Genomic DNA, 16,406 nt, shown 5'->3' on the forward strand with positions numbered 1-16,406 from the left:
CCAAAACTCGCCACCCTGCGTGGCGGGTGACGAACTCAGCGTCCACCGCGCCGGGTTTGACGAGCACCATCCCGCCAGGCTTGCCTAACTGCACCACCGCGGCACCGCCGGCCGCGACCTTTGGGGAGGTTTCCAGTGATCGCCATCGAGCTCATGGCAACGGCGACGACCGCCGTCGACCACGCGCTCCACACCCTGGCGTCGACTCCACTCGCCGAGCCGGCCCCGAAGGGCATCGACACCGACAACGTCGTCACGTTCTTCGCCAGCAAGGTCGCGCCGATCCTGCTCGCCGTGCTCGGCGTTATCTTCATCGGCCGCGCCAGCCGCGGTGAGATCTCCAAGGTGCTGACCAGCTCGGCCATCGCCATCATCGGGCTCGCCTTCATCGCCGGCGCGGCCACACTCTTCTTCGTCGGCGACTACCTGATCAACCTGATCTTCGAGTAGGGCGCGGGGCGACGATGCGGCTGCGCACCGACGACGACATCTACCGGGCACGCCTGGTCTATTTGGGGCCGCCCGGTTACACCCTGCCCGTCCACCTGCCGTACGCCCAGTACGGCCTGTTCATGCTGCTCGTACCCCTCTACGTGTTCATCCACTGGTTGTTCACGCTCCAGGTCGAGCTCTTTCCCGCCTGGGAGATCTCGCTCGCCATCGTGACGACCTCGTTCATCTTCCGGTACGTCGACCCGGACCGGCCCGCGCGCATGGTCATCCGGACCGCGCTGACCGACTGGCGACGCACCCGGGAGCCGGCCGCCGAGCTGCGGGACCCGCGCCTCGTGGCGAGCCGGATCAGGATCCGGGAGGAACTGGCATGACCGGGCGTACACCGACGGTGCAGACGAACGACGCGGGTGAGGCGGTCGCATGAGTCGCTCTTCCACGCCGGGTTCCCCGGCCGGGCGTCCAGCCGGCTCACCTGGTCACCGTGCGCGATCGTTCGACTACCCGGCCGACGAGGAAGTGGACGAGGTCGTCCTGGACCCGGCGCTCGTCACCAGCCCCGGGCACGGCCGGGTCGGCGTCTTCCAGCCACCGCGACCACTCCCCCCGCGCGGCGCGGAACCGCGCGAGCCGGTACGCCCCGACGGCGACATCGACTCGCCCTTCCTCGACCTCTTCGGCGGCGCGTCACCCCGCGTGCGCCGCCCCGCCGCACCGATCACCCCACCGGCCGCCCAGGTGGAGCCGGTGGTGGCGCCGCCGCGGCGCGGGGTGGGCCGCGACGCCCTGCCGATCCCGCACCAGCCCGTCGCGCCGGCCGAGGCGCCGGCGCCGGCCGATCCCGAGCCGCCGGCCCGTGAGCACGATGCCGGTGTCCGCGCGGTGGGGGGCCCCGCGATCGTCGCGCCCGCCGCGCCGCCCGCGCTCGAACCGCCGCCCGCCACCCGCAGCCGGGTGCCGCTCCAGGTGGGCGACCGGCTGCCCGCGCTGCGGCCCACCGCCGAGCCGGAGCCGGCCGCCGAGCCCGTCGAGGCACACGACCCCGCCCACCGCACCGGGCGGCGGGAGCCCGAGCCCGTCCCGGTGGACGCCCACCCGATGCCGGCCGCGCCGTCGCGGGAGGTCGGCCGACCGGCCCACCGGGAGGTGACCCCGCCCCGGCAGCGCTCCGCCGAACGCCGCGACAAACCGGCCAAGCCGGTCCGGGTCCGCGCCCCGAAGATCAAGTTCGGGGACCGGGACCCGTCGGTCGAGCTGGCCATCACCGAGATCGCCGGCCACCTCACCTTCACCCCCAACACGGTCACCGCGTGGTACTGGCTGCCCGAGGTGCGCTGGGCGTTCCGCCCGGACGCCGAACGCGAGGCGCTGCTCTCGGCCATCTCCGAGCAGTACGCCGGCCTGGCCGGCTTCCGGCTGCACCTGCGCCGCACCACCCGGCCCTTCCCCGCCGACGAGTGGGCCCGCACCATCGACGGGCTCACCACCAGTCCGCTGCCCGACGTGCCCGGCACCACCGGCTGGGCCGACCACCTGGTCGCCGCCCAGCGGCACCTGATGTCGGTCAACCACGCCGAGGGTCAGACCTACCTCGGCGTCACCTTCGCCCGCCGGTCGCTCGGCGACTCGCTCACCGAGCGTCTGCTGCGCACGTTCGGGCGGGGCACCGCCGACGGGGAGCGACGCCGCCTGGGCCGCACCGTCGAGCAGTTCGACGAGGTGCTCGGCGCGTTCGGCATGCGCGGGCGCCGGGTCAGCGCGCCCGAGCTGGAGTGGCTGCTCTACCGCTCGGTGGCGCTCTGCATGGCGCCGCCCGGCGTGCTCTCCCCGATCACCAACGGCCGGTGGGAACGCGGCGACCTGCTCGCCCTCACCGAGCAGGTGGAGCGCTACCGCACCCCCTACGGCTCCACCGTCAAACTGGTCAACCGGGTGACCGGCGAGGAACGGCACGTGGCCGTGCTCGCGGTCGGCCGGATGGAGCCGCTGGAGATCCCCGAACGGCACGAACCCTGGCTGCACTTCCACGAGCGGCTGCCGTGGCCGATGGAGCTGTCCACCCGGGTCGACATCCTCGGCCCCAACGACTCCTTCCGGAACCTCGAACACCGGCTCCGGATGATCCGCTCCCAGCAGCTCGACTACGCCGAGCACGGCATCGACGCACCGCCCGAGCTGGAACGGCTGGCCAAGCGGGCACTGGTCATCGGCGACGAGATGACCACCGGGCTGCCGGTCGACTCGGCCCGCGCGCACGGCTGGCACCGGATCGCGGTCGGTGGTCGCACCCGCGAGGAGTGCCTGGAGCGGGCCCGCCGGCTCATCCAGCTCTACTCCCGCGAGCTGCGGATCTCGCTCCAGCACCCGAAGAACCAGGACTGGCTGGCCCGCGAGTTCATCCCCGGTGAGCCGATCGCCAACACCGGCTACGTCCGGCGGATGCCGGTCAACCTGCTCGCCGCCGCGCTACCCCAGGCCGCGAGCACGGTCGGTGACCGGCGTGGCGACCTGATCGGCCGCACCGCCGGCACCTGCCGCCGCCCGGTCTTCCTCGACCTGCACTTCCCGATGGAGGTCCGGGAACGCTCCGGCCTCGCCGTCTTCGTCGCCGAGCCGGGCGGCGGCAAGTCCACCCTGCTCGGCGCGCTCGGCTACCTGGCCGCACGGCGCGGCGCGCAGGTGACGCTGCTCGACCCGTCCGGCCCGCTGGCCCGGCTCTGCGCCATGCCCGAGCTGGCGCCCTACTCGCGGGTGCTCAACCTGACCGGCTCCGAGCAGGGCACCCTGGCGCCCTACGCGCTGATCCCCACGCCGCTGCGCAGCGAGTTCACCACCGGGCCGGCCGGTGACCGGGAGTTCGAGATCGCCGTCTCCAACGCCCGGGCCGAACGCCGGATGCTGGTGCAGGACATCTGCATGATGCTGGTGCCGCCGCAGGTGGCCCGGGAGGCGTCCACCGCCACGCTGTTCCGGCACGCGGTCCGCCAGGTGCCGGCCGAGGAGACGTCCACCCTGGACGACGTGGTCACCTGCCTGCAGGGGCTCGACGACCACGCCGGCCGCGAACTGGCGAACCTGCTGCTCGACACCGCCGAGATGCCGCTGGCCATGCTCTTCTTCGGACGGCCCCCGGAGGGCCTGCTCGGTGCCGACGCCGCGCTCACCGTGATCACCATGGCCGGCCTCCGGCTGCCCGACCTCAAGATCGAGCGGGAATACTGGTCGGCCGAGGAGGCCCTGGCCCTGCCGATGCTGCACACCGCGCACCGGCTCGCGGTCCGCCGCTGCTACGGCGGCTCCATGTCCTCCCGCAAGCTCGTCGGCCTGGACGAGGCGCACTTCATGGAAGGCTGGCGCTCCGGGCGGTCGTTCCTGGTCCGGCTCGCCCGGGACTCCCGCAAGTGGAACCTGGCCGCGCTCGTCGCCTCGCAGAACCCGAAAGACATTCTCGGCCTCGACGTGCAGAACCTCGTCTCCACCGTCTTCGTCGGCCGCATCGCCGAGGACAGCGAGATCGCCTCCGAGGCCCTGCGGCTGCTACGGGTGCCGGTCGACGACGGCTACGAGGCGACCCTCGCCTCGCTCTCCCAGGCCGACAGCGGCTCGGCGAACCGGCTCGGGTTCCGCGAGTTCGTCATGCGCGACGTCGACGGGCGCGTGCAGAAGGTCCGGGTCGACGTGTCGTACGTCGACGGGCTGCTGGAACACCTGGACACCACCCCCGCCGCGGTCGCCCGGGCCGCCGGGCAACTGCCGACCGTGCTGGCTGATCTGGAGGCGTGACATGGCGAGGGCCCGGGCACGGATCACGGCGCTCCTCATCGCTCTCGGCGTGCTCGCCGGAGCCACGATCTCCTGGCCGCTGATCGGCGCCACACCCGCGTACGCCACCGGCCCGGCCACCCAGGCGCGGGCGGAACTGTGCAGCACCAAGGAGTGGCAGACCGACTTCCGGGCCTGCGTCGGCCGGCTTCAGGCGGTCAGCCAGGACCAGGTCGAGTGCCGTAACGCGCCGGTCCCCGGCGCGCCGGACTCCGGCCTGGCCGGCTGGTTCGCGTCCCGGCCCGACTCGGCCAAGCAGCCCGGCCCGAAGGGTCTCTACAGCGACTACGGGTACGCCGGCTACAGCTACACCACGTACGACGTGGACGGCGGCTGCGCCTCGTCGGTGCTCCATCCGGACTACCGCTTCACCACAATGGTGGCGAACGGGGAGTTCATGTTCGCCAACGCGGTCATCGGCGCGTCGAACGCGCTGCGTGAGCGCGCGTGGGACCCCAGGAGCATGTGGCGCTGGGCCGACCCACTTGTGGAACAGGCCACCAAGGCCGTCTACCAGAAGGTGTTCAGCGTCTTCGGCATCATCACGATCTGCGTGGTGGGCCTCTACCTGCTCTGGCGTTCCCGCCAGTCGGACATGAGCAACGCGATGACCACGGCCGGCTGGGCGATCCTGGTGATGGTGGCGGTGACCGCGTTGGCCGCCTGGCCGGTGAAGTCCGCGAACATCGCCGACAGCACACTGATCACCACGTTGGGCGTGGTGCACGACGCGGTCGGTCCCGCGACCAAGGACATCCCACCGGACAAGTGCGTCCTGCCCAACCCGAGCGCCTGCGTGGACAAGCGTCCGCCGGCCGTGCGGGCGAGCGACACCGCCACCGAGACCATGCTCTACCGCAACTGGCTGCGCGGTGTGCTCGGCTCGGCGGACAGCGAGACGGCCCGGAAGTACGGCCCGGCGCTCTACGACGCCAAGTCCCTGACCTGGGACGAGGCGGCGTCGATCCGCAGCAACCCGGCCACGCGCGATGTGGTGATCAAGGCGAAGCAGCAACAGTGGGCCCGGGTCGCGGAGCAGATCAAGTCGGAGGACCCGGAGGCGTACGAGTATCTCCAGGGCACCAAGGACATGGACCGGATCGGGGCCGGCTTCATCGCGGTCCTCGCCTCGCTGCTGTTCGCCATGTTCGACCTGACCGCGTCGGTGCTGGTGCTGCTCGGCTTCCTGATCTTCCGGTGGGCGGTGATCGCCGCGCCGATCCTCGGCACGGTCGGCCTGATGCGCCCGGCCAGCGCCGGGCTCCGCCGGCTGGCGAATGCCGTGGTGGCCGCCGTGTTCAACATCGCCATCTTCGGCACCGGCGCGGCCATCTACCTCTTCGCGGTCGACCTGATCATGAACACGGCCACGCTGCCCGGCTGGCTCCAGGTGGTCCTGGTCTGGCTCTGCGGAGTGGTGGGGTGGTTGCTGCTGCGACCGTACCGGCGGATCACCCAGCTCGGCGGCAAGGACAGCAGCGAGGCGGTCAGCTCGGCCGGCTCCTGGCACCGCCGGTTCTTCCGGGACATGCGGGTCGCCGCCCGGCTGGACGTGGCCGAGCCCGGCGGCACGAACGAGCCGGCGCTCGGCCGGCGGCGCGGTGTCCCGGCCGACCAGCGCAGCCTCCGGCCGGAGGCCCGGCACGAGGATCCGGCGCACGCCGTCACTACCGTCGAGCGGGAGCGGCCGGACGGCCGGGAACGGCCGGACGAGGCGCCCGCGCCGGAGCGCCGGGCCGGACGTGCCACCACCGCGCCCCGGCCGCGCCGCGCGCCGTCCACCTGGACCGAGCCGGACGTGCCCGAGGAGGTGCCCTCCTATGCGGTCTACCGGCCGGACTCGGCGGACCGCGGCACTCCGACCGCCCGGCCGGCGGCGCGGATCCGCTCCGAGGCCCGGTGAGCCCGGTGCGGCGGGCGGTGGAGTTCCTCTTCACCCGGGTGCTGCGGTCCCGGCTCGGCGTCGCGCTGGTGCTCGCCGTCCTGGTCTTCGGGGTGATCGGCGCCGCCCGGCTCGTCTCCGGCCCCGCCGGGCCGGGCACCGGCGTGGTGGTCCGTCCCACCCAGCCGATCAGCACGGTTGACCCGGAGGCCGGTGAGGACGGGGTGCTGTCCAGCCCGCCGGCCGCCGTCGCCCCGCGGACGCGACCGGGCGAGCCCACCCCGCAGCAGGTCGCCGAGCGGTTCACCACCGCGTGGCTGACCGGCCCCGGCAGCACCGGCGACGCCTGGCAGGTCCGGCTGCGCCCGCTCTCCACAGCGGCGCTGCGGGAGAAGATGACCGGCGCCGACCCGGAGACGGTGCCCGCGCGGCGGGCCACCGGCCCGCCGACGCTGCGCCCCCGCACCGAGTCCTTCGTGGAGGCGTCGATCCCACTGGACAGCGGCACGCTCCGGCTCGAGCTGGTCGCCCCGGACGGGCCGTGGCTGGTGGACGCGGTCGACTGGGAGCGGTCGTGAGCGCCGGGCCGGCCTTCGCCGCGCAGGCCCGGCGCAAGCTGCGCGTCGGCGTGCTGGCCACCGCGGTCACCGCAGTGCTCGCGCTGCTCTGCTGCGCCGGCGGCGCCGGCGCGTTCCTCCTCACCGAGCTGGGCGGCGACCCGGAGGACCCGACGCTCGCCGGCTTGAGCTGCGATCCCGACTACCAGGTGAACCTGACCGGGGACATGCCACGCTTCGCCGAGTACGGCGACGGTCAACTGCGCAACGCCGCCGCCATCATCAAGGTCGGGCAGGAGATGAAGCTGCCCGCCCGCGGCTGGGTGATCGCGCTGGCCACCGCGATGCAGGAGTCCGCGCTGCGCAACCTGGCCAACAGCACGGTGCCGGCGTCGCTGGCCCTGCCGCACGAGGGGGTCGGCGCCGACCACGACTCGCTGGGCCTGTTCCAGCAGCGGCCGGGCTGGGGCAGCGTCCAACAGCGGATGACGCCCTCGTACGCGGCCCGCAAGTTCTATCAGAAGATGGTGCAGGTCCCGAACTGGCAGCAGCGACCGCTCACCGTGGTGGCGCAGCGGGTGCAGGTGAGCGCGTTCCCCGACGCGTACGCCAAGCATGAGGAGTTGGCCGGGCGGATCGTCGACGCGCTCGCCGGCGGGGCGGCCCGGACCGTCGAGATCGCCGGCAAGGCCGTCTGCGACGCGGCGGCCGGGGCCCGCATCGCCGCGTCCGGCTGGACCGCGCCGCTGCCCGGCGGCGTGGTTTCCGGCTTCCGGACCCCTGCCCGCCCGAGTCACGACGGCGTGGACCTGAGGGCGGGCAAGCGCACCGAGATCCACGCTGCCTCGGCCGGCCGGGTGCTGGTCGCCAGGTGCGACCCCGACCACTCCGGCCGACGGGACTGCGACCGGGACGGCTGGCCGGACAAGGGCGGCTGCGGGTGGTTCGTCGACATCCTGCACGCCGGCGGTTTCATCACCCGCTACTGCCACATGATCGAACGCCCCCGGGTACGCCCGGGTCAGCAGGTCGCGGCCGGTGAGGTCATCGGGCTCTCCGGCACCAGCGGCAACTCCTCCGGTCCGCACCTGCACTTCGAGGTGCACCACGACAGCGAACGATCCAGCCGCGGTGCCGAGAACCCGGTGCCCTTCATGCGGCAACGGGGCGCACCGCTGGGCGGGACCGAGTGAGGTGCCGCCGATGAGCGACCCGCTCCCCGATCCCTTCGCGGACCGGCCCGACTGGGCTCCGCTGCCGCCGCGCCCCATCGACATCGTGCCCGCCGTCGGCGGGGCCGAACTGCGCGGTCGCCGCGTGCTGGTCGGCCTGCCCGGCCTCGGCTGGCGCGGCGACCTGCGGGCCGACGAGCGGGTGGTGCAGGGCAGCCGCACCTACGTGCCGGTCATCCCGGAACACGAGTGGTACCGGGCCGAGTCCGAGCAGGTCGAGGTGTTCGCGCCGCTGGTGCCGGTGGAGCGCGTCTGGGTCGAGACGGTCGGTGGACGACGGACACCCCGAGCTTCCACCGGATCGGGCATCCGGCTGGTCTCGCTCGACGCGCCGACCCGCCCGCCGCCCACGCCGGTGTTCGAGGCCGACGCCGTGACCGGGCGCCGGGTGGTGCACGTGGACGGTGGGGAGGAGCGGCGCGACCTGCGGGCGGTCACCGAGACCTACTCCGGCGCCGACGGCGACATCTGCGTCCGGGTGGCACCGGAACTGGAGTGGTACCGCTGGGCCTGGCGCGGCCAGACGCCCAGCACCCTTGAGGTGCCGGTCCACCTGCTCTGGCTGGAGTAGACCGGCGTCAGCCGGCGCGCTGAGCCCTGCACACGCCCCAGCCGTCCTCACGCCTCGTCTCGAATCGCCAGGCTTGCCGGTCGGTCTGCGAGACGCCGTCGACAGAGGCGGAGATGATGAGTTCGACGTCGACCACCGCCATGTCGCCGGACTCTCGGGCGGTCAGCGGACCCCAACTCACCGAGATCGTCGTGGCGAACCGCTGCTCCCGGGCGACCAGGTCGTCCCGCAGTGCCCGCAGACTGTCCAGGTCCGCCCGCCGACTACAGGTGAACTCCTGGGCCTTCGTGTCGTTGCGGTCCTCCAGGAGCGCCTGGATGTAGTTGGCCACGACCACGTCCGGGGCGCTGCGGTCCGGGGCGGTCGCCCGGTCGTACAGCACGAAACCGACCACCGCGCCGCCCGTGCAGAGCAACGCCACCACCCCCGCGACGATCGCGAGCACGGTGCGCAGCGGGCGCTTCGGCCGCACCGGGGCCGGAGCGGGCGCGGGGGGCGCCGACTGCTCCGGCGGGGTCCGCTGCGCCGGTACGCGGGAGACCTGGGAACCGGCGGGGGGCTGCACTGATTCCACCTCCTGAGGCTATCGGCTGCGCGCCGCGTACCCAATGCCTCAGAACTGGTGGATCGTGGCGAACCGCCGGGCGGACGCCGGCCGGCTCCCGGGTGAGGCTGTTCACCGCCGCGCAGCTCACCGCGCCGACGGACATCCCGGTCGACGGCTGCCAGCTGGGTTACCGTCACAGCTCGGGGGGAAGATGTCGGCCTCGGGAAGAGAGGTGGACGCGGTGGCGACTCCGAACGCGCGCGCCGGCCGGGCCGCCGCGCTGCACCGCCGGGCCGAGGCCGCGGCGACCGCGGCGGCCGGCATCCTCGACGAGATCCGACCGGCGCCCGCCGACCACCACCGGCAGTACGAGTTGGCCGAGCGCCTGCGGACGGCGGCCGAGCAGGTGGCGCCCGGTTGGGCCGGTGCGCCGCTGGAGGCGTTGACGCCGGTCACGCCGCCGGGCGACGGCCCGCCGGCCTGGGTCCGGGTCGGCACCGCCGCGCCGCTGGACGACGCCCGTTTCCCCGCGCTGGTGCCGCTGTTCGGCAGCGGCCACCTGAGCATCGACGTCGACGCGGCGGATCCGCGGGTGGCCGGGCCGCTCCGGGCGGTGCTGCTGCGCCTGTTCGCGGCGACGCCGGCCGGTGCGCTGCTGGCGCGGGTCGTCGACGGTGTGCACGGTGACACGTTCGCCGGGTTCGCCGCGCTCGCCGACGCGGGCCTGCTGCCGCCGCCGGCCACCGACCTCGCCGGGTTGCACGCGGTGCTGACCGAGGCGGAGCAGTGGGTGGCCGCGGGGACCGCCCGGCAGCGCGGCCACGATCGTACGCTGCTGCTCGTGGTGGCGTCCCTGCCGGACGGCGCGACCACGGCCGACCTGGAGCGGCTCGCCGACCTCGCCGATCGGGGGCCACGCGCCGGCCTGCACCTGGTGGTCGCCGGCTGGCCCGCCGGCCGGGTGTTGCCCCGGGCCACCCCGATCGCGGTACGCACCGCGTACGCGCTTGTCGGTGACCCGCCCGCGGCCGGGTTCAGCAGTCCGGGCGCCGAGTCGCCGGGCGGGTTGAACTCGCCGGTGTTCGTGGACGACGACCCGCCGGCCGCCCTGGTCACCGAGGTGTGCCGGCGGCTGGCCCGGCAGATCGAGGACGGTTCCCGGCTCGCCCTGCCCGACCTGCTGCCGCCGGACGGGCTGTGGACGGCCGGCTCGGTCGACGGGCTGAGCACCACTGTGGGTGACGCGGCCGGTCGCCCGGTGAGTCTCGGTTTCACCGAGCTGACCCCGCACTGGCTGGTGAGCGGCCGGTCGCAGGCTGGCCGGTCGGCGTTCCTCACCGCCGCGCTGTTCGGGCTGGCCGCCCGGTACGGCCCGGACGAGTTGGCGCTCTACCTGGCCGATCTGGGCGACGGTGAGTCCTTCGTGGAGTTCCTCCAGACCGAGCGGGACCGGTCCTGGGTGCCGCAGGTCCGCGCCGCCGGGATGGCCGCCGACCGGGAATACGTCGCGGACCTGTTGGGCGAGTTGGCGGCCGAGGTGCGCCGCCGCGAGGAGGCGTCCCGGCGGGCCGGCGGGCAGCGCTTCGCCGAGTTGCGCCAGCACCAGTCGCTGCCCCGGATCGTCTGTGTGATCGACAATTTTGCGCTTGTGGTGCACGAGCGGGACCGGCTCGCCGCCGACCTGCTGGCCCGGCTCGACACGTTGGCCCGCGCCGCCCGCTCGTACGGGATCCATCTGGTCCTGGCCGGCGAGGGTGACCTGGGCATCGGCGGTCCGCGTGACCCGCTGCTCGGGCAGTTCCCGGTGCGGGTGGCGCTGCCCGGCGGCTCGGCGGTGCTGGAGCCGGCGAACGACTCGGCGGCCGGTCTGCCGGTGGGCAGCGCGGTGGTCAACACGGCCGGCGGCCTGGGCGGTCCGCGGGGCGCGACCCGGGGTCACGAGCGGATGATCCGTTTCCCGGACCCCTACGCGGATCCGGAGGTCCTCGCCGACCTGCGGCGGCGACTCTGGTCGGCCCGGCCGGAGGGGTCCGTGCCGCCTGTGGTGTTCGCCGGTTACGCCCGCCCGCTGCTCGCCAACGATCCTCGGCACCGGGCCGCGCTTGCCGGCCGGGTCCACGCGCCGGCCGCGCTGCTGGGCCGCGCGGTGGACGTCCGGCGCAGCACCGTGGCGGTCCCGCTCGGGCCGGCCGCCGGGCGGAACCTGGCCGTGCTGGGCCGGGACGAGGAGGCGGAGCGGCTGCTGGTCACCGCGGTCCGTAGCGCGGCGGTGGCCCATCCGGAGCCGGGGCGCTTCGTGCTGGCGCCGCTGGCCAACGGGTCGGCCGAGGCGGCCGGTGTGCTCGCCGTCGAGCTGGCCGGGCGGCACCGGGTGGCGACGGTCGACGCCGCCGGGCTGCGGGCGGCCGTCGAGTCGGGCGAGCCGGGTTACCTGGTGGTGTTCGGGGCGGACGTGCCGGACGCCGCCGAGCTGCCGCCGGAGCTGCTGCGGTCGCTGCTGTTGGAGGGGCCCCCGGCGGGCCGGCACCTGCTCGGCTGGTGGCGTACGCCGGCGCCGCTGGCCGGGCTGCTCGGCCCCGAGGGCGAGGTGGACAAGCTCACCGCGGTGGCGGTCACCGACGTGCCGGGGGGCCGGTTGGAGCAACTCTTCGACCGTCCGGTGTGGTGGCAGCCCCGCCCGGGTCGCGCGGTGCTCTGGGACGGTCCGGTGGAGCAGGGCACGGTCTTCGTGCCGTTCGGCGGCGGGGAGGCGGCCTGATGAGCGAGACGGGCACGGCGGTGCCGGGGCCGCGGGTCGCCGAGCCGACCGTGGCGGTGGACCCCGGCGAGTCGGCCTGGGCGGAATACGTTGCGGTCGCGCGGCAGCTCGACGGCGTACGCCGGGCGGCGGCGACCGCCGCCGGGGAGCAGGCCCGGTCGGTGGCGGCGGCCCGCGAGGAGCTGACCGGGGTACGCGAGCGGCTGGCGTCCCAGCAGTCCCGGCTGCGTGAGCTGGGCGTGCCGGCGATCTCCCTGGTCCCGACGCCGCCGGAGGTGACCGAGGCGGCCCGGTCGATGGCGGGTGGGCCGTCCGCCGTGCTGGCGGCGTTGCGCGCGGCCGGCGGTTGGGCGGACGCGGCGGACGACACCCTGTCCGCGCGCGGCCTGCCCCGGCTGGCCCGCTGGCCGTCCCGCCCGCGCAACCTGCTGGTGTACGGGCCGGCGGCGCTCGTGGTGCCGCTGCTGCAGCTCGCCCTCTATTCGTTCGCCGGCCCGGGTCCGGTGACCGTGCTGGCCCTGCTGGTGGGGCTACCGCTGCCGGCGGTCGCGTTCATGGTGGGCTGGCTCGCGGTGGGTCGGGTCTTCCGCCCGCGTCCGGCCGACCGGGTGGATCGGACGCCCCGGTTCGGCGCCCTGGTCTGCCTGGTGCCGGCGGTGCTCACCGCGGCCGGCCTGCTGCTGGCCATGCTGCCGGGCTGACGACGACGTCCCGCGGGGCGTGGGCCCGCCCGGCACGGCGACGGCCGCGCCTTCCGCAGGTGGGAGCGGGCGGCCGGGTGAGCCGTCGGTCAGCGGTGCATGATCAGGGCCATCGCCTCGGCCCGTGACTTGGCGTCGTGCTGGAGGCCGCCCCGGACCGCGGAGGTGATGGTCTTGGCGCCGGACTTCTGGATGCCCCGCATGGCCATGCACATGTGCTCGCATTCGAGCACCACGATGACGCCGCGGGGGGCGAGGCTGGACATCAGCAGGTCGGCGATCTGTGAGGTGAGCCGTTCCTGCACCTGCGGCCGGCGGGCGAACACTTCGACCAGCCGGGCCAGCTTGGACAGGCCGGTGATCCGGCCGTCCGGGCCGGGGATGTAGCCGATGTGCGCGCTGCCGCGGAACGGCAGCAGGTGGTGCTCGCACAGGCTCATCACGTCGATGTCCCGGACGAGCACCAACTCCTCGTGGTTGGCCTCGAAGGTGGTGCGGAGCACCTGCGCCGGGTCGACGCGGAGGCCGGCGAAGAGTTCGGCGTAGGCGCGGGCCACCCGGGCGGGCGTCTGTTGGAGGCCGTCGCGGTCGGGGTCCTCACCGACGGCGATGAGGATCTCCCGGACCGCCTTCTCGATCCGGCCGAGGTCGACGCTCTGCTCGACCGGGCCGCCGGTCAACTTGCCGCTGATCAGTCGCGCGGCCACGTAGTCGAGCGCGTCGTCCCCGTCGGGCTCGGTCGCGGAAACGGCCGGCTCCCGGTGCGGGGAGCCGGCCGTCGGGTCGCTGCTCAGTGCGTACCGTCCGAGTTGTTGCTGGATCCGCCGCCGACCGAGATGCCGTCGGCCGTGGCCTGCTTCTGCAGCGCGTCCTTCTCGGCCGGGGTGAGCACGGGCGGCTCGGTGGAGGGCTGGCGCTTGCCGAAGCCGTGGTAGGGGGCCATCGGCGGGCGCTTGACCACCCGGGCGCAGATCCGGGCCATGTCGGCGGTGGAGAGGGTTTCCCGCTCCATCAACTCCAGGACCATGTTGTCCAGCACGTCCCGGTATTCCACCAGGATCTCCCAGGCCTCGTCGTGGGCCAGTTCGATCAGCGCGCGCATCTCGCCGTCGATCTCGGCGGCCACCGAGTCGGAGTAGTCCCGTTCGTGGCCCATGTTGCGGCCGAGGAACGGCTCGTCACCGCTGGTGCCGTACTTGATCGCGCCGAGCTTGGAACTCATGCCGTACTGGGTGATCATCGCGCGGGCCAGTTGGGTGGCCTTCTCGATGTCGTTGCCGGCGCCGGTGGTCGGCTCGTGGAACACCAGTTCCTCGGCTGCCCGGCCGCCCAGCGCGTACGCCAGGGTGTCGATCATCTCGGCCCGGGTCTGGGTGTACTTGTCCTCGGTCGGGAGGACCAGCGTGTGACCCAACGACCGGCCCCGGGACAGGATGGTCACCTTGTGCACCGGCGCGGCGTGCGGCAGCGCCCAGGCGACCAGCGCGTGCCCACCCTCGTGGTAGGCGGTGATCTTCTTCTCCTGGTCGCTCATCACCCGGGTCCGGCGCTGCGGACCGGCGATCACCCGGTCGATCGACTCCTCCAGCGAGTCGTTGGTGATGGCCCGCTGCTCCTTGCGCGCGGTGAGCAGCGCGGATTCGTTGATCACGTTGGCCAGGTCGGCCCCGGAGAAGCCCGGGGTGCGCCGGGCGACCGCGTCGAGGTCGACGTCGGGCGTGAACGGCTTGCCCTTGGCGTGCACCCGGAGGATGGCCTTGCGGCCTTCCATGTCGGGGGCGTCGACCGGGATCTGCCTGTCGAACCGGCCCGGCCGCAGCAGCGCCGGGTCGAGGATGTCCGGCCGGTTGGTGGCGGCGATCAGGATGACGCCGCCCTTGGTGTCGAAGCCGTCCATCTCGACCAGGAGCTGGTTGAGCGTCTGCTCCCGCTCGTCGTGGCCGCCGCCCATGCCAGCGCCACGGTGCCGGCCGACGGCGTCGATCTCGTCGACGAAGACGATCGCCGGGGCGTTCGACTTGGCCTGCTCGAAGAGGTCGCGGACCCGGCTGGCGCCGACTCCGACGAACATCTCGACGAAGTCGGAGCCGGAGATGGAGTAGAACGGCACCCCGGCCTCGCCGGCCACCGCGCGGGCCAGCAGGGTCTTGCCGGTGCCGGGCGGGCCGAAGAGCAGCACACCCTTCGGGATCTTGGCGCCGAGGGCCTGGTATTTCGCCGGGTTCTGCAGGAAGTCCTTGATCTCGTGCAGTTCCTCGACGGCCTCTTCCGCCCCGGCCACGTCCGCGAAGGTGGTCTTCGGCGTGTCCTTGGTGATCATCTTCGCCTTGGACTTGCCGAAGTTGAGCACCCGCGAGCCGCCGCCCTGCATCTGCGACATGAAGAACAGCAGCAGGAGCACCAGCAGCGCGATGGGCAGGAGATTGACCAGCAGGCTGACCCAGATGCTGTCCGACGACACCTTGGTGTCGACCGGGCCGGTGATCCGGTCCGCCGCCTCGGCCTCGCGGACCTGGTTCCAGACCTGGCCGCCGACCTCGTACGGGAACTGCGCCTCGATCTTGTCGGTGGTGGTGTCGTCGAACTTGGCCTTGTCCTTCAGGTCGAGTTGGAGCGTCTGCTCCTTGTCCTGGAAGACGACCTTCTCGATGCCACCGGAATTGAGCTGGTCGAGCGCAACGGATGTGTCCACCCGGTGGTAGCTGGGACCAGCGGTGAACAGTTGACTGAGCACAACGGCGCCGAGGATGACCAGGATGATCCAGACCACCGGTCGGCGGAAGAAACGCGTACGTTCCATGCTGTCGTCGGGCGCCGAGACGCCCGCATCCTCCTGATCGACGTCCTGACCGTCTGAATGGTGTCGCCGCCTCGGGCGGCGGCCGGAGCCGCCGTGCGGGCCGGCCCGACCCCCGGGGCGCGCGAACTGCCGCACCACGGTCATTCGACGGTACACCGTTCGCGCGAGGAGTGAGCTTGCGAGCCCCGCAGTCGCGCACATTGATGACTCGATGCGCGCGAGCTGTGAGCTTGTGGGCCCGGCACTTACGCGTTGGGCGAACCAGGGTTCGAGCCGGCGTGGCGGGGAGCTCCGCACCCGACCCGCCCACGCCGCACGGTCACGCGGCTTGCGGGGTCGGGCGTGGAGGGTGCCTCCACGTCACCGGCCCCTACCGTAGACCGGAAGGCTGAGAGCCCGCTGAACGTCCGCTGACGAGCAGCGCGGCGGTCGTTCAGGCGCGGGCGTAGACCTCGGGCTTGAGCACCCCGACGTAGGGCAGCTCGCGGTAGCGCTCACCGAAGTCGAGGCCGTAGCCGACGACGAACTCGGTCGGGATGTCGAAGCCGACGTACTTCACCGGGACCTGCACCTTGACCGCGTCCGGCTTACGGAACAGGGCGACCACCTCGACGCTGGCCGCGGAACGCGACTCCAGGTAGCGCAGCAGCCAGGACAGCGTCAGGCCGGAGTCGACGATGTCCTCGACGACCACCACGTGCCGCCCGGCGATGTTGCGGTCCAGGTCCTTGAGGATGCGCACCACCCCGGACGAGGTGGTGCCCTGGCCGTACGACGAGACGGCCATGAACTCCAACTCGGCGGGTGGGCCCTGGCGGCCCAGCGCGCGGGCGAAGTCGGCCATGAACATGACCGCGCCCTTGAGCACGCAGACGAGCAGGAGACCGTCCTCGACGTGCGCGTAGTCCGCCGAGACCTGCTTGGCCAGCTCCGCCGTCTTCTCGCGGATCTGCGCCTCGGAAATGATCACGTGGTCGATGTCGGCGTCGTACCAGGAGCCGTCAGCCATGCTCCTAGCCTGCCGTACGCCGGATGGCCTCCGTCGGCGGGGCCGCCCCTTTCGGCGCGGTCCCGCCGGGGATT

At 73.3% G+C, this 16,406-nt stretch carries 13 protein-coding genes; 9 read left to right on the forward strand and 4 right to left on the reverse strand.

The features are described 5' to 3' along the window. Positions 1-135: 135 nt before the first annotated feature. The 7 genes from AB0H28_RS03440 to AB0H28_RS03470 are packed head-to-tail and all read left to right on the forward strand — an operon-like array spanning position 136 to position 8,517. Complete coding sequence (locus AB0H28_RS03440) at positions 136-450, forward strand: hypothetical protein (protein ID WP_181570737.1); 315 nt, start codon at positions 136-138, stop codon at positions 448-450. A gap of 14 nt (positions 451-464) precedes the next feature. Further along, positions 465-827: a hypothetical protein gene (locus AB0H28_RS03445; protein ID WP_089157613.1), complete on the forward strand. Its 363-nt coding sequence runs from the start codon at positions 465-467 to the stop codon at positions 825-827. Positions 828-876: 49 nt separating this feature from the next. Then, a complete protein-coding gene (locus tag AB0H28_RS03450; protein ID WP_358033508.1) occupies positions 877-4,236 on the forward strand; it encodes an ATP-binding protein in 3,360 nt (1,119 codons plus the stop codon). Position 4,237: 1 nt separating this feature from the next. Then, positions 4,238-6,178 carry an MFS transporter gene (locus tag AB0H28_RS03455; protein WP_358033510.1) on the forward strand — a complete coding sequence of 647 codons (1,941 nt, stop codon included), beginning with the start codon at positions 4,238-4,240 and terminating at the stop codon, positions 6,176-6,178. Beyond that, complete coding sequence (locus tag AB0H28_RS03460; RefSeq protein ID WP_358033513.1) at positions 6,175-6,735, forward strand: hypothetical protein; 561 nt, start codon at positions 6,175-6,177, stop codon at positions 6,733-6,735. Before AB0H28_RS03455 ends, AB0H28_RS03460 begins: the two co-directional genes overlap by 4 nt. Continuing rightward, positions 6,732-7,907, forward strand: coding sequence for a M23 family metallopeptidase (locus tag AB0H28_RS03465; RefSeq protein ID WP_358033516.1), 1,176 nt, complete (start codon positions 6,732-6,734; stop codon positions 7,905-7,907). Before AB0H28_RS03460 ends, AB0H28_RS03465 begins: the two co-directional genes overlap by 4 nt. Before the next feature lie 10 nt (positions 7,908-7,917). Further along, complete coding sequence (locus tag AB0H28_RS03470) at positions 7,918-8,517, forward strand: hypothetical protein (protein WP_358033519.1); 600 nt, start codon at positions 7,918-7,920, stop codon at positions 8,515-8,517. 7 nt (positions 8,518-8,524) lie between these two features. Here AB0H28_RS03470 and AB0H28_RS03475 read toward each other — a convergent pair whose 3' ends face one another. Beyond that, a complete protein-coding gene (locus AB0H28_RS03475; protein WP_358033861.1) occupies positions 8,525-9,082 on the reverse strand; it encodes a hypothetical protein in 558 nt (185 codons plus the stop codon). A gap of 214 nt (positions 9,083-9,296) precedes the next feature. Between AB0H28_RS03475 and AB0H28_RS03480 the strand changes: the two genes are divergently transcribed. Together AB0H28_RS03480 and AB0H28_RS03485 are read left to right on the forward strand one after the other, a co-directional pair. Continuing rightward, on the forward strand, positions 9,297-11,822 hold the full coding sequence (locus tag AB0H28_RS03480) for an FtsK/SpoIIIE domain-containing protein (RefSeq protein ID WP_358033522.1): 2,526 nt from the start codon (positions 9,297-9,299) through the stop codon (positions 11,820-11,822). After that, a complete protein-coding gene (locus tag AB0H28_RS03485) occupies positions 11,822-12,523 on the forward strand; it encodes a hypothetical protein (protein ID WP_358033525.1) in 702 nt (233 codons plus the stop codon). Before AB0H28_RS03480 ends, AB0H28_RS03485 begins: the two co-directional genes overlap by 1 nt. A gap of 89 nt (positions 12,524-12,612) precedes the next feature. Here AB0H28_RS03485 and folE read toward each other — a convergent pair whose 3' ends face one another. The 3 genes from folE to hpt form a co-directional block, all read right to left on the reverse strand. Next, positions 12,613-13,230, reverse strand: a complete 618-nt coding sequence (folE, locus tag AB0H28_RS03490) for a GTP cyclohydrolase I FolE (protein ID WP_358033527.1) — start codon at positions 13,228-13,230, stop codon at positions 12,613-12,615. A gap of 83 nt (positions 13,231-13,313) precedes the next feature. Next, positions 13,314-15,323 carry an ATP-dependent zinc metalloprotease FtsH gene (ftsH, locus tag AB0H28_RS03495; protein WP_358033529.1) on the reverse strand — a complete coding sequence of 670 codons (2,010 nt, stop codon included), beginning with the start codon at positions 15,321-15,323 and terminating at the stop codon, positions 13,314-13,316. Between the two features lie 433 nt (positions 15,324-15,756). Continuing rightward, positions 15,757-16,332: a hypoxanthine phosphoribosyltransferase gene (gene hpt / locus AB0H28_RS03500; protein WP_358033532.1), complete on the reverse strand. Its 576-nt coding sequence runs from the start codon at positions 16,330-16,332 to the stop codon at positions 15,757-15,759. Positions 16,333-16,406 lie beyond the last annotated feature (74 nt).

The organism is Micromonospora sp. NPDC050980, from assembly GCF_040653835.1.
GTDB lineage: Bacteria > Actinomycetota > Actinomycetes > Mycobacteriales > Micromonosporaceae > Micromonospora.

Excerpts from the sequence above, each read along its gene's own strand:
- AB0H28_RS03445 (WP_089157613.1), top strand. The coding sequence starts at position 465 with ATGCGGCTGCGCACCGACGACGACATCTACCGGGCACGCCTGGTCTAT.
- AB0H28_RS03450 (WP_358033508.1), top strand. The coding sequence starts at position 877 with ATGAGTCGCTCTTCCACGCCGGGTTCCCCGGCCGGGCGTCCAGCCGGC.
- AB0H28_RS03455 (WP_358033510.1), top strand. The coding sequence starts at position 4,238 with ATGGCGAGGGCCCGGGCACGGATCACGGCGCTCCTCATCGCTCTCGGC.
- AB0H28_RS03470 (WP_358033519.1), top strand. The coding sequence starts at position 7,918 with ATGAGCGACCCGCTCCCCGATCCCTTCGCGGACCGGCCCGACTGGGCT.
- AB0H28_RS03485 (WP_358033525.1), top strand. The coding sequence starts at position 11,822 with ATGAGCGAGACGGGCACGGCGGTGCCGGGGCCGCGGGTCGCCGAGCCG.
- ftsH (WP_358033529.1), bottom strand. The coding sequence starts at position 15,323 with ATGGAACGTACGCGTTTCTTCCGCCGACCGGTGGTCTGGATCATCCTG.
- hpt (WP_358033532.1), bottom strand. The coding sequence starts at position 16,332 with ATGGCTGACGGCTCCTGGTACGACGCCGACATCGACCACGTGATCATT.